The sequence below is a fragment of the Pseudomonas sp. RtIB026 genome (genome assembly GCF_016861355.2).
Lineage (GTDB): Bacteria > Pseudomonadota > Gammaproteobacteria > Pseudomonadales > Pseudomonadaceae > Aquipseudomonas > Aquipseudomonas peradeniyensis.
This window is the reverse complement of sequence record NZ_AP023348.2, coordinates 1026644-1038892: the sequence shown is the minus strand read 5'-3', so window position 1 is coordinate 1038892 and position 12249 is coordinate 1026644. Positions and strand designations below refer to the sequence as shown.

Sequence of the window (12249 nt, the reverse complement as noted above, 5' to 3'; positions counted from 1 at the left end):
GATGACCCATGGACCTGGTACTTGACCTGCTCTCGACCGTTTCCCGCTGGAGCCGCAGCAACCTTTCGGAAATCTCGCTGGCCCTGGTGGGCTGCCTGCTGGTGCTGTTCGGCACCGATATCAAAGGCTGGGTAGAAGGCCGTCTGGGCGGCCTGGCCGGCGCCTTGCGGGTGCCGTTCATGGCGCTGCTGGTGATGATCGGCAGCGGCGCGGCACTGATCTATGCAACGCCGTGGATCGTCAAGGGGCTGGGGCAGTTCAACAACTATGCGCTGGCACCGGTACTGCTGGTGGTGCTGGTATTGATTGGGGTCGTAGCTGATCGGCGGGGCTGAGTACTTGCTAAAAGCCGCCCTGGCGAGCCAGGGCGGCTTCTCACCCGACTAACCCTTAGCGGGCATCGTCAAAGTGATCGCGCAGGAAGTCCCTGACAGACCTGAAAACAATCAGGATCCGGATCAGCTTCCAGACGCGGCTCAGCGTATTCAGCAAACGCTTCATATGCCTTGGCCTCCGTGTTGGCTGGGCCAATCTTCCAGCGTCTGACCGGCACTTCGACGCCTTCGGAAATCGTGTGAACCATCTCCAGTGAAGCGGCCAGGTGGATGGCCCTTCGAACACTCCACCGGCGCGGTTCGTGGGCCGCGTCGAAGGGGCCGAGACAACGGATTGAATTCGTTCCCGGCCCGACACTGGAAGGAATCACATGAGAGCGGCGTGATCTTACGCTTTCTGAAAAGGTGAAGCTGTTACTCGCCCAGTCACACGTAATGCTGGATATTTCCACGATTGACGCGACCTCCAGGCAACCCTAGTATTTGAGCCGTGAACTGTCTCCAGTGAAACTGAAACACGCAGGTTGAGGATTCGTAACCCGAAGCCCGCATAAAAAAACCGCCCTTCTAAAGGCGGTTTTTTTGTACCTGCCATTTCGCAGGTTTGAAGGTCAGCTCCGAACGAACTTGGCTCAGTCCACCTTCTCGAACTTCAGATCCCACACCCCATGCCCAAGGCGCTCACCACGGCGCTCGAACTTGGTGATCGGACGCTCTTGCGGGCGCGGCACGTAGGCGCCATCAGCCGCCTGGTTGCGATAGCCGGGCGCTGCGCTCATCACTTCCAGCATGTACTCGGCATAGGGCTCCCAGTCGGTCGCCATATGGAATACGCCACCGGGCTTGAGCTTGCGGCGCACCAGCTCGGCGAACTCCAGTTGAACGATCCGGCGCTTGTGATGACGCGCCTTGTGCCACGGATCCGGGAAGAACAGCATCAGGCGATCGAGGCTGTTGTCGGCCACGCAGCGGTTGAGCACTTCGATGGCGTCGCAATCGTAAACCCGCAGGTTCTTCAGGCCCTGGGTCAGCACGCCGTTGAGCAGTGCGCCGACACCTGGACGGTGCACTTCGACACCGATGAAGTCCAGCTCGGGCGAGGCAGCGGCCATTTCCAGCAGCGAATGGCCCATGCCGAAGCCGATCTCCAGGGTGCGCGGCGCCGAACGGCCGAACACCTGATCGTAGTCTACCGGGCTGTCGGTCAGCGGCAGGATGAACAGCGGACCGCCCTGCTCCAGGCCGCGTTGCTGGCCTTCGGTCATGCGTCCGGCACGCATCACGAAGCTCTTGATGCGGCGGTGCGGGCGGGCTTCGCCGTCTTCGGTGATCGGCGTTTCTTGCGATTCAGTCATCTGGGGCTCTTACTTGATCAGACCTTCCAGCGGCGAGGACGCGCTGGCATAGAGTTTCTTCGGCATGCGCCCGGCGAGATACGCCATGCGGCCGGCAAGGATGGCGTGCTTCATGGCCTCGGCCATCATTACCGGCTGCTGGGCGTGGGCAATGGCCGAGTTCATCAGCACCGCCTCGCAGCCCATCTCCATGGCGATGGTAGCATCGGAGGCGGTACCCACACCGGCATCGACCAGCACCGGCACCTTGGATTCCTCGAGGATGATCTGCAGGTTGTAGGGGTTGCAGATACCCAGGCCGGTGCCGATCAGGCCGGCCAGCGGCATGACGGCGATGCAGCCGGCTTCGGCCAGCTGGCGGGCGATGATCGGGTCATCGCTGGTGTAGACCATCACATCGAAGCCGTCCTTGACCAGCACTTCGGCGGCCTTGAGGGTTTCGATCACGTTGGGGAACAGGGTCTTCTGGTCGGCCAGCACTTCCAGCTTCACCAGCGTCCGCTCCTCGTGGGACTTGTGGCCGTCGAGCAGCTCACGGGCCAGGCGGCAGGTACGCACCGCCTCGACCGCATCGAAGCAGCCCGCGGTGTTCGGCAGGATGGTGTACTTGTCGGGCGACAGCACATCGAGCAGGTTCGGCTCGCCCGCGTTCTGGCCGAGGTTGGTGCGACGCACGGCCACGGTGACGATTTCGGCACCCGAGGCCTCGGTGGCCAGGCGGGTTTCCTCCATGTCACGGTACTTGCCGGTGCCGACCAGCAGGCGCGACTGGAAAGTGCGCCCGGCCAGGACGAAAGGCTTGTCGCTGCGAACGTTGCTCATCGATGTTCCTCTGGAAAGGTTACGGGGCTTTGGATGAATCGGCCGGATGAATCGGCGGAACGCGCTCAACCACCGCCAATGGCATGAACCACTTCGACCTGGTCGCCTTCGCTCAATCGCGTACTGTCGTGCTGGCTGCGCGGCACGATATCCAGGTTCAGTTCCACCGCCACCCGGCGACCGGCCAGCTCCAGCCGGCCCAGCAGCGCCGCGACGCTCTCGCCCTCGGGCAGTTCGTAAGGTTCACCGTTCAATTGAATGCGCATGCGCACGGCCACCATTGTTCTTTGGGGCCCGCATTCTAGCGCCGATCCACCCCTCAACCCAAGGGCGACGCACGCCATTAGTCGCGATTGTGGACCGTTCGGTCAGCCCAGGCGCCAGGCGGCCAGGCCCAGGCACAACCAACCGGCGAGCAAGCACAGGCCACCCAGCGGGGTGATCATGCCGAGCTTGCCCAGGCCGCTCAGGGTCAGTACGTAGAGGCTACCGGAGAACAGCAGGATACCCACGGCGAACAGACCGCCGGCCCAGCCGACCAGGCGCCCCGGCAGGTGCGCCGACAGCACCGCCACACCGAGGATCGCCAGGGCGTGCACCAGCTGGTAGGTCACGCCGGTATGGAAGATCGCCAGGTAGTCGGCGCTGAGACGACTCTTCAGGCCATGGGCGGCGAAGGCGCCGAGGGCAACGCCGGTAAAACCGAAGAACGCGGCGAGCATCAGGAAGCTGCGAAGCATGGGACGACTCCTCGGGAGGGGTCTGTATAATGGCCCGTTCCAACGGTCCGGCCAAGCCATCACCATGCTGTCATCTCTCCTGCGCCACCTTTCCCGCGCCCTGCTGTGGTTCGCCGCCGGCAGTGCCGCCGTGGTCCTGGTGCTGCGCTGGGTTCCACCGCCCGGCACCGCGCTGATGGTCGAGCGCAAGGTAGAGTCGTGGTTCAGCGGCGAGCCCATCGACCTGCAACGCGACTGGACGCCCTGGGCGGACATCTCCGACGAGCTCAAGGTCGCGGTCATCGCCGGCGAGGACCAGAAGTTCGCCAGCCACTGGGGCTTCGACATCCCAGCCATCCAGGCGGCGCTGGCCTACAACGAGCGTGGCGGCAAGGTGCGTGGCGCCAGCACCCTGACCCAGCAGGTGGCCAAGAACCTGTTCCTGTGGTCCGGGCGCAGCTGGTTGCGCAAGGGTCTGGAAGCCTGGTTCACCGCGCTGATCGAGCTGTTCTGGTCAAAGGAGCGGATTCTCGAGGTCTACCTGAACAGCGCCGAATGGGGCAAGGGCGTGTTCGGTGCCCAGGCCGCGGCACGCTACCACTTCGGCGTGGACGCCAGCCGCCTGACGCGACAACAGGCCGCACAGCTCGCAGCGGTGCTGCCGAGTCCGATCAAGTGGAGTGCCAGCCGGCCAAGCGCCTATGTGGCGAGCCGGTCGGGCTGGATTCGCCGGCAAATGAGCCAGCTGGGCGGGCCGAGCTACCTGATGCAGCTGGATAGTTCGCGCAGGCTTTGAGGCCTGGCTTTCGTGGGAGCGGGCTTGCCCCGCAATAGACGATTCATCGCCACATCTGCATCGCGGGGCAAGCCCGCGCCCACGCGCCACAACACACGAAAAAGCCGCTGCCTCTTGCGAGAACAGCGGCTTTTTCACTCCAGCCAGGCGTCGATCAGATCGCGATCAGTGCCTTGACCTTGTTCATCGCGTTCTTCTCCAGCTGGCGAATACGCTCGGCCGAAACGCTGTACTTTTCCGCCAGCTCATGCAGCGTGGCCTTTTCCTCGGCCAACCAGCGCTGATAGAGGATATCGCGACTGCGATCATCCAACCCCTGCAGTGCCTCATGCAGGTTGCTGGTGGAGTTGTCGCTCCAATCGGCGTCCTCCAGTTGCACGGCCGGGTCGTAGCGGTGGTCTTCCAGGTAATGCGCGGGCGACTGGAAGGCGCTGTCGTCGTCAGCTTCGGCCGCCGGGTCGAAGGCCATGTCCTGGCCGCTCAGGCGGCTTTCCATCTCGCGCACTTCACGGGGCTCAACGCCGAGGCTTTCGGCCACGCGATGCACTTCGTCATTGTTCAACCAGGCCAGACGCTTCTTCTGGCTGCGCAGGTTGAAGAACAGCTTGCGCTGGGCCTTGGTGGTGGCCACCTTGACGATGCGCCAGTTGCGCAGGATGAACTCGTGGATCTCGGCCTTGATCCAGTGCACCGCGAAGGACACCAGACGCACGCCCATTTCCGGGTTGAAACGCTTTACCGCCTTCATCAGGCCGACGTTGCCTTCCTGGATCAGGTCGGCCTGGGCCAGTCCGTAGCCTGCGTAGCTACGGGCGATGTGTACGACGAAACGCAGGTGGGCCATCACCATTTGACGAGCGGCCTCGAGATCCTGCTCATAGTAGAGACGCTCGCCCAGATCACGCTCCTGCTCCGGCGACAGCAAGGGGATGCTGTTGACCGTGTGCACGTAGGCTTCCAGGTTTGCACCGGGAACCAGGGCATAGGCAGGTTGCAACGATGTGGTCATTCAAGTACCTCCGGCTTACAGACTCGTGCCTTGTGGGCACTGCCAGCATAGACAAGGAACCGTTGTACAAGTTCCAGGATGAAAAATTTGTCAATACTGGCCATGAAACATTTATCGCGGCGCGAGCTCGTTCAGGTGACGAGCAACGGCGATCCATGCACCGATATACCCCAACAGCACCGCCCCGATCAAGAGTGAAAGACCATCAGAGGCCGGTACGCCACCCAGGGCGAAATCACTGCCATACAGGCCGGATAGCCCGACCACCGCGTCATTCAGCCAGTTCAGGCCGAACGCCAGGATGCCCCAGGCCAGCACGCCCGCACCCAGGCCGTACAGCGCGCCCATGTACAGGAAAGGCCGGCGCACGTAGCTGTCGGTGCCACCGACGAGCTTGATCACTTCGATCTCGACCCGGCGGTTTTCGATATGTAGACGAATTGTGTTACCGATTACTAACAACAGCGCGGAAATCAGCATCACCGCCAGGCCGAAGACGAACCGGTCACCCAGCTTGAGGATTGCCGCCAGGCGCTCGACCCACACCAGGTCCAGCTGCGCTGCTTCCACCCGCGGCAACTCGGACAGGCGCTGACGCAAGGCCTCCAGGGCGGGCTTGTCGACCTCGGTCGGGGTCACCACCACCACGCCCGGCAGCGGGTTGTCCGGCAACTCGCGCAGCGCCTCACCCAGGCCCGACTGCTGCTGGAACTCTTCCAGTGCCTGCTCGCGGCTGACGTACTGGGCCTCGGCGACGCCGGGCATGCCCTTGATCTCGTCACGCAGCGCCTCGCCGTCGCGGCTGCTGGCGTCGAGCTTGAGGTACAGCGAGATCTGCGCCGCGCGCTGCCAGGAACCGCCGAGTTTCTCAACGTTCTTCAGCAACAGCGACAGGCCCATGGGCATGCTCAGCGCCACGGCCATCACCAGGCAGGTGAAGAAACTGCCGATCGGCTGCTTGCCCAGTCGGCGCAGGCTGTCGGCCAGGCTGGCGCGGTGGCTTTCCAGCCAGGCGTGCAGCAGGGTGCTGAAGTCCGGGCCATCGTCGTCGTGATCGCCACGCTTTTTCTTCGTCGGTTGTGGGGCGGCGGCTTTCGGCGCCACGCGCTCGGAAACCTTTGGTGTACGTGTGGTGCTCATTGCCCGGCCTCCCCATCGCCGATCAAGCGGCCGCGTTGCAGCGTCAGCATGCGGTGGCGCATGCGCGCGATCAGCGCCAGGTCGTGGCTGGCGATCAATACCGTGGTACCCAGGCGATTGATGTCCTCGAACACGCCCATGATCTCGGCGGCCAGGCGCGGGTCGAGGTTACCGGTGGGCTCGTCCGCCAGCAGCAGGGCCGGCTGGTGGACGATGGCGCGGGCAATGCCCACGCGCTGCTGCTGGCCGGTGGACAGGTCGGCCGGGAACAGCTCGCCCTTGTCGCTCAGCGACACGCGCTCCAGCGCCGAATCCACGCGCTTGGCGATCTCGGCCTTGGACAGCCCGAGGATCTGCAGCGGCAGGGCGATGTTGTTGAACACCGTGCGGTCGAACAGCAGCTGGTGGTTCTGGAACACCACGCCGATCTGACGGCGCAGGAACGGGATCTGCGCGTTGCTGATCTGGCCCAGGTCCTGCCCGGCCAAAAGCAGCTTGCCGCTGGTCGGACGCTCCATGGCCAGCAGCAGGCGCAGCAGGGTGCTCTTGCCGGCGCCGGAGTGGCCGGTGACGAACAGGAACTCGCCACGACGCGCCCGGAAGCTCAGTTCGTGCAGGCCGACGTGGCCGTTGGGATAGCGCTTGGCTACCTGTTCGAATCGGATCATGAAGGTTCCCGCTCGGCGAACAGCGCCTTGACGAAGGGTTCGGCCTCGAAGGTGCGCAGGTCGTCGATACCCTCGCCCACACCGATGAAGCGGATCGGGATATTGAACTGCTTGGCCAGGGCGAAGATGACGCCGCCCTTGGCGGTGCCGTCCAGCTTGGTCAGGGCCAGGCCGGTCAGCTCGACGCTCTGGTTGAAGTACTTGGCCTGGCTGATGGCGTTCTGCCCGGTACCGGCGTCGAGCACCAGCAGCACCTCGTGCGGCGCATCGGCGTCGAGCTTGCCGATCACCCGACGGACCTTCTTCAGCTCCTCCATCAGGTTGTCCTTGGTGTGCAGGCGGCCGGCGGTGTCGGCGATCAGCACATCGACGCCACGGGCCTTGGCGGCCTGCACGGCGTCGAAGATCACCGAGGCCGAGTCGGCTCCGGTGTGCTGGGCGATCACCGGGATCTGGTTGCGCTCGCCCCAGACCTGCAGCTGCTCCACCGCCGCGGCGCGGAAGGTGTCGCCGGCGGCGAGCATGACCTTCTTGCCTTCGAGCTGCAGCTTCTTGGCCAGCTTACCGATGGTGGTGGTCTTGCCGGCGCCGTTCACGCCGACCACCAGGATCACATAGGGCTTGTTCTGCGCCTCGATCTTCAGCGGTTGCTCGACCGGGCGCAGCAAAGCGGCCAGTTCGTCCTGCAGCGACTTGTACAGGGCATCGGCGTCGGCCAACTGTTTGCGGGCGACCTTCTGCGTCAGGTTCTGGACGATGGTCGAGGTGGCCTCGACGCCGACGTCGGCGGTCAGCAGGCGGGTCTCGATCTCGTCGAGCAGGTCGTCGTCAATGACCTTCTTGCCCAGGAACAGGCTGGCCATGCCCTCGCCGATGCTGGCGCTGGTCTTCGACAGGCCCTGCTTGAGGCGGGCGAAGAAGCCTGTTTTGGCGGGTTCGGCTGCGACTGGAGCGGGTTCCACGGCAGCCGGAGCGGGGGCGACAGGCGCTTCTGGCTCAGGCTCGACCACAGGGGCAATCACCACCGGTGCTGGCTCGGGCACCACCACCTCAGGGGGCTGGCGCTCAGGGATAGCCGGCGGGACCTTGGGTTCCAGGTCAGGCACCAGCGCCACCGGCTCTTCCGCGACCGGCAGCACCAGGTTGCTTACAGGCGCAGGCGGTGTTGGCTCGGGCACAACCGTTGACAGGTCCGACGCATTCGCGGGCAAGCCCGCTCCCACAGGAGGCTGCGGCGTCTGAGGCACCGCGGCAGGCTCGGCCGGGACTTCTGCCGGCACAGACTGGGGTGCTTCGAGCACTACAGCGGGCTGCGGCGCCTGAGGCGCAGCGGCAGGCTCAGGTTCGGCCGTCTGGACAGGCTCGACCGGGACTTCCACCGGCACAGGCTGAGGTGTTTCGACCACCGGTGCGGTCAGCGGCGCAGCGGCGGGCTCCGGCTCGGCCGGCGCGCTTACCGGCGCAGGCTGGGGTGCCTCGGCCAGCGGAGCGGGCTGCTCGGCGGGAGGCGGCTGTACCACCGGCGCCTCAGCGGGCGGTTGGGGGGCTTGCGGCTGTTCGGCGACAGGTTGCTCCGGCTTCTTGCGGAACCAGCTGAACAGGCCTTTCTTCTCGCCAGCCGCGGCCGGCGCTTTTTTGTCGTCGTTGGAACCAAACATGGAAGACGGCTATCTCAGGGTAGCGATGCGCCAGCAGTGGTGCATCGGGAATTCTTGGGTCACGCAGAACAGACTACTGTGAAGCCAGCGGGTTCATGCGCAACGTTTTGTCGTAAGGGCCTGCGGGCCAGAACGGCGACAGGCATGGTCGCCAGGCAACCGGATCAGTATCCTAGCACCTCCTGGCCCGCCGACGCTAAACCCAAGCGGGCCGCCGAACAGGTTGAACACCGTATGAATGCTCTAGCCCGCCGCGCCGCTGGCCTGTTGCTCGGCACGTTGTGCCTGCCGCTGGCGGCCTTCGCCGCCGATGTGCAACCCACCCACGAATTCATCCTCGACAACGGCCTGAAGGTGGTCGTGCGCGAGGACCACCGTGCGCCGGTGGTGGTTTCGCAGATCTGGTACAAGGTCGGCTCCAGCTACGAGACGCCGGGCCAGACCGGCCTGTCCCACGCCCTGGAGCACATGATGTTCAAGGGCAGCGCCAAGCTCGGCCCCGGCGAGGCCTCGCGCATCCTGCGCGATCTCGGTGCCGAGGAGAACGCCTTCACCAGCGACGACTACACCGCCTACTATCAGGTGCTGGCCCGTGACCGCCTGCCGGTGGCCTTCGAGCTGGAGGCCGACCGCCTGGCCAGCCTGCGCCTGCCGGCCGACGAGTTCAGCCGCGAAATCGAGGTGATCAAGGAAGAACGCCGCCTGCGCACCGACGACCAGCCCAACGCCAAGGCCTTCGAGCTGTTCCGCGCCATGGCCTACCCGGCCAGCGGCTACCACACCCCGACCATCGGCTGGATGGCCGACCTCGAGCGCATGAAGGTCGAGGAACTGCGCCACTGGTACGAGTCCTGGTACGCACCGAACAATGCCACCCTGGTGGTGGTCGGCGACGTCAAGCCCGACGAGGTGAAAGCCCTCGCGCAGAAGTACTTCGGCCCCATCCCCAAGCGCGCCGTGCCGCCAAGCAAGTTGCCGCTGGAGCTGGCCGAGCCGGGCCTGCGCCAGCTCACCCTGCACCTGCGCACGCAACTGCCCAGCCTGGTCTACGGCTTCAACGTACCGGCCCTGGCCACGGCCAAGGACCCGCGCAGCGTCAACGCCCTGCGCCTGATCTCGGCCCTGCTCGACGGCGGCTACAGCGCCCGCATGCCGGCGCGCCTGGAGCGCGGCCAGGAACTGGTGGCCGGCGCCTCGTCCAGCTACAACGCCTTCACCCGCGGTGACAGCCTGTTCATGATCTCGGCCACGCCCAACGTGCAGAAGCACAAGACCCTGGCCGAAGTGGAGAAAGGCATCTGGCAGCTGCTCGACGAACTCAAGACCACGCCACCGACCGCGGAAGAACTCGAACGCGTGCGCGCCCAGGTGATCGCCGGCCTGGTCTATGACCGCGACTCCATCAGCAGCCAGGCCACCACCATCGGCCAGCTGGAGACCGTCGGCCTGTCGTGGAAGCTGATAGACAGCGAGCTCGACGACCTCAAGCGCGTGACCCCGGAGGACATCCAGGCCGCCGCCCGCACCTATTTCACCCGCGAACGCCTGAGCGTTGCCCATGTACTGCCCGAGGAGTCCGCTCATGAGTGATCGCAGCGCACCGCGCTACACCCTGTTCGGCCTGGCGATCATCGTGCTGGTGGTGGCCGTCGCCGTGCTGTTGGCGCGCCCGGCCCAGTCCGACAGCCAAGGCAAGGCGGACACCGCGGCCCGCCCATCCAACACCCTGCAATCGCTGGCCGAACTGGACGGCAAGGCCCCCAGCCGGCGTCAGTTGAACATCCAGGACTGGACCACCGCCGAAGGCGCCCGCGTGCTGTTCGTCGAGGCCCGCGAGCTGCCGATGTTCGACCTGCGCGTGACCTTCGCCGCCGGCAGCAGCCAGGACGGCGGCACCCCGGGCCTGGCCACCCTGACCAACGCCATGCTCAACGAAGGCGTGGCCGGCAAGGACGTTACCGCCATCGCCGAGGGCTTCGAAGGCCTGGGCGCCGACTTCGGCAACGGTTCGTACCGCGACATGGCCGTGGCGTCGCTGCGCAGCCTCAGCGCCAGCGACAAGCGCGAGCCGGCGCTGAGGCTGTTCACCGAGGTGGTGGGCCAGCCGACCTTCCCCGAGGATGCCCTCAAGCGCATCAAGAACCAGCTGCTGGCCGGTTTCGAGTACGAGAAGCAGAACCCGGGCAAGATCGCCGGCAAGACCCTGTTCGCCAACCTCTACGGCAAACACCCTTACGCCAGCCCCAGCGACGGCACCGCCGAAACCATCCCGGGCATTACCCTGGAACAGCTGCGCGGCTTCCACGCCAAGGCCTACGCGGCCGGTAACGCGGTGATCGCCCTGGTCGGCGACCTCAGCCGCGGCGAAGCCGAAGCCATTGCCGCCCAGGTCTCCGCCGGGCTGCCAAAAGGCCCGGCCCTGGCCAAGCCCGAGCAACCGGTCGAGCCCAAGCCGGGTGCGACCCACATCGATTTCCCGTCCAAGCAGACCCACCTGATGCTGGCCGAGCTGGGCATCGACCGTAACGATCCGGACTGGCCGGCCCTGTCGCTGGGCAACCAGATCCTCGGTGGCGGCGCCTTCGGTACCCGCCTGATGAGCGAAGTCCGCGAAAAACGCGGCCTGACCTACGGCGTGTACTCGGTGTTCAGCCCGATGCAGGTACGCGGCCCGTTCATGATCAACCTGCAGACCCGCGCCGAACTCAGCGAGGGCACGCTCAAGCTTGTGCAGGACATCCTTGCCGACTACCTCAAGAGCGGCCCGACCCAGCAGGAGCTGGACGATGCCAAGCGCGAACTGGCCGGCAGCTTCCCGCTGTCCAACGCCAGCAATGCCAGCATCGTCGGCCAACTGGGCGCGATCGGCTTCTACAACCTGCCGCTGAGCTGGCTGGAAGACTTCATGCAGCAATCCCAGGCGCTGACCGTCGAGCAGGTCAAGGCCGCCATGAACAAGCATCTGGCGGCGGACAAGCTGGTGATCGTCACCGTCGGCCCGAAGGTGGCCCAGCAGCCCCTGCCGGCCCCCACTGACAAACCCGCCGAGCAACCGCTCGGCGTACCGGAGCACTAATGGCAAGACCCAACACCCCAGCGCGCCCGGCACCGGGCGCCAGCAAGGGCCCCGGCCAGCTGCGCATCATCGCTGGCGAGTGGCGCAGCCGCCGCCTGGCCGTGCCGGAAGGCGAAGGCCTGCGACCGACGCCTGACCGTGTGCGCGAGACCCTGTTCAACTGGCTGGCGCCACATATCGAAGGCGCCCTGGTGCTCGATGCCTTCACCGGCAGCGGCGCGCTGGTGCTCGAGGCGCTGTCCCGCGGCGCCGAAAACGCCGTGGCGCTGGACAGCAACCCAACGGCCATCGCCAATCTCAAGAACAACCTTGAGCTGCTGCGCTGCCCGCGCGGGCAGATCCTGCAGACCGACGCCCTGCGCTACCTTCAAGGCCCGGCCAAGCAACAGTTCGACGTGGTGTTCCTCGACCCGCCGTTCCACCAGGAGCTGCTGGCCAACACCTGCAACCTGCTGGAGCAGGGCCAGTGGCTGCGCGAGCAGGCGTGGATCTACACCGAAAGCGAAGCCGTGCCCTCTTCGCTGCCGATGCCAGGCAACTGGCGCCTGCACCGCGAGAAGAAGACCGGTCAGGTGCACTACGCGTTGTGGCAACGAGCGGGCACAGACCAATAGCGCAGGTACAGCGGCGGTGTTTCATGGCACTCTAGGCAGGCACACCACGAGTCGCCC

13 protein-coding genes are annotated in these 12249 nt (G+C 65.4%); 5 read left to right on the top strand and 8 right to left on the bottom strand.

Annotation, left to right across the window (positions count from 1 at the left end):
• The first annotated feature begins 8 nt into the window (after positions 1–8).
• Positions 9–335, top strand: a complete 327-nt coding sequence (locus PRtIB026_RS04745; protein WP_011531731.1) for a DUF3392 family protein — start codon at positions 9–11, stop codon at positions 333–335.
• Between the two features lie 632 nt (positions 336–967).
• Here PRtIB026_RS04745 and trmB read toward each other — a convergent pair.
• The 4 genes from trmB to PRtIB026_RS04725 form a co-directional block, all read right to left on the bottom strand.
• Positions 968–1690, bottom strand: coding sequence for a tRNA (guanosine(46)-N7)-methyltransferase TrmB (trmB, locus tag PRtIB026_RS04740; RefSeq protein ID WP_110735367.1), 723 nt, complete (start codon positions 1688–1690; stop codon positions 968–970).
• 9 nt (positions 1691–1699) lie between these two features.
• Positions 1700–2512, bottom strand: a complete 813-nt coding sequence (locus PRtIB026_RS04735) for a thiazole synthase (protein WP_050707362.1) — start codon at positions 2510–2512, stop codon at positions 1700–1702.
• Positions 2513–2577: 65 nt separating this feature from the next.
• Positions 2578–2778, bottom strand: coding sequence for a sulfur carrier protein ThiS (gene thiS / locus PRtIB026_RS04730; protein ID WP_203648535.1), 201 nt, complete (start codon positions 2776–2778; stop codon positions 2578–2580).
• A 102-nt stretch (positions 2779–2880) separates the two neighbouring features.
• Positions 2881–3252 carry a DUF423 domain-containing protein gene (locus PRtIB026_RS04725; RefSeq protein ID WP_203648537.1) on the bottom strand — a complete coding sequence of 124 codons (372 nt, stop codon included), beginning with the start codon at positions 3250–3252 and terminating at the stop codon, positions 2881–2883.
• A 64-nt stretch (positions 3253–3316) separates the two neighbouring features.
• Here PRtIB026_RS04725 and mtgA point away from each other — a divergent pair, with 64 nt between their 5' ends.
• Complete coding sequence (gene mtgA, locus PRtIB026_RS04720; RefSeq protein WP_203648539.1) at positions 3317–4027, top strand: monofunctional biosynthetic peptidoglycan transglycosylase; 711 nt, start codon at positions 3317–3319, stop codon at positions 4025–4027.
• A 154-nt stretch (positions 4028–4181) separates the two neighbouring features.
• On the opposite strand, the gene rpoH is transcribed toward mtgA, so the two are convergent.
• The 4 genes from rpoH to ftsY form a co-directional block, all read right to left on the bottom strand.
• A complete protein-coding gene (gene rpoH, locus PRtIB026_RS04715; protein WP_050707365.1) occupies positions 4182–5036 on the bottom strand; it encodes an RNA polymerase sigma factor RpoH in 855 nt (284 codons plus the stop codon).
• A gap of 111 nt (positions 5037–5147) precedes the next feature.
• Entirely contained in the window at positions 5148–6176 is a 1029-nt protein-coding gene (gene ftsX, locus PRtIB026_RS04710) for a permease-like cell division protein FtsX (protein ID WP_203648541.1), read from the bottom strand.
• The gene (gene ftsE / locus PRtIB026_RS04705) at positions 6173–6844 is read right to left on the bottom strand and encodes a cell division ATP-binding protein FtsE (protein WP_011531723.1); all 672 of its coding nucleotides are present in this window, start codon (positions 6842–6844) and stop codon (positions 6173–6175) included. The genes ftsX and ftsE overlap by 4 nt, the downstream gene beginning before the upstream one ends.
• Positions 6841–8502 (bottom strand): signal recognition particle-docking protein FtsY, encoded by a 1662-nt coding sequence (gene ftsY, locus PRtIB026_RS04700; protein ID WP_203648543.1) that lies wholly within the window; start codon positions 8500–8502, stop codon positions 6841–6843. Before ftsY ends, ftsE begins: the two co-directional genes overlap by 4 nt.
• Before the next feature lie 234 nt (positions 8503–8736).
• Here ftsY and PRtIB026_RS04695 point away from each other — a divergent pair, with 234 nt between their 5' ends.
• Genes PRtIB026_RS04695 through rsmD form a run of 3 tightly spaced genes read left to right on the top strand, consistent with a single transcriptional unit; the run spans position 8737 to position 12192 of the window.
• Complete coding sequence (locus PRtIB026_RS04695) at positions 8737–10092, top strand: M16 family metallopeptidase (RefSeq protein ID WP_203648545.1); 1356 nt, start codon at positions 8737–8739, stop codon at positions 10090–10092.
• Positions 10085–11578: a M16 family metallopeptidase gene (locus tag PRtIB026_RS04690; RefSeq protein ID WP_203648547.1), complete on the top strand. Its 1494-nt coding sequence runs from the start codon at positions 10085–10087 to the stop codon at positions 11576–11578. Before PRtIB026_RS04695 ends, PRtIB026_RS04690 begins: the two co-directional genes overlap by 8 nt.
• Positions 11578–12192 carry a 16S rRNA (guanine(966)-N(2))-methyltransferase RsmD gene (gene rsmD, locus PRtIB026_RS04685; RefSeq protein ID WP_203648556.1) on the top strand — a complete coding sequence of 205 codons (615 nt, stop codon included), beginning with the start codon at positions 11578–11580 and terminating at the stop codon, positions 12190–12192. The genes PRtIB026_RS04690 and rsmD overlap by 1 nt, the downstream gene beginning before the upstream one ends.
• Positions 12193–12249: the final 57 nt, after the last annotated feature.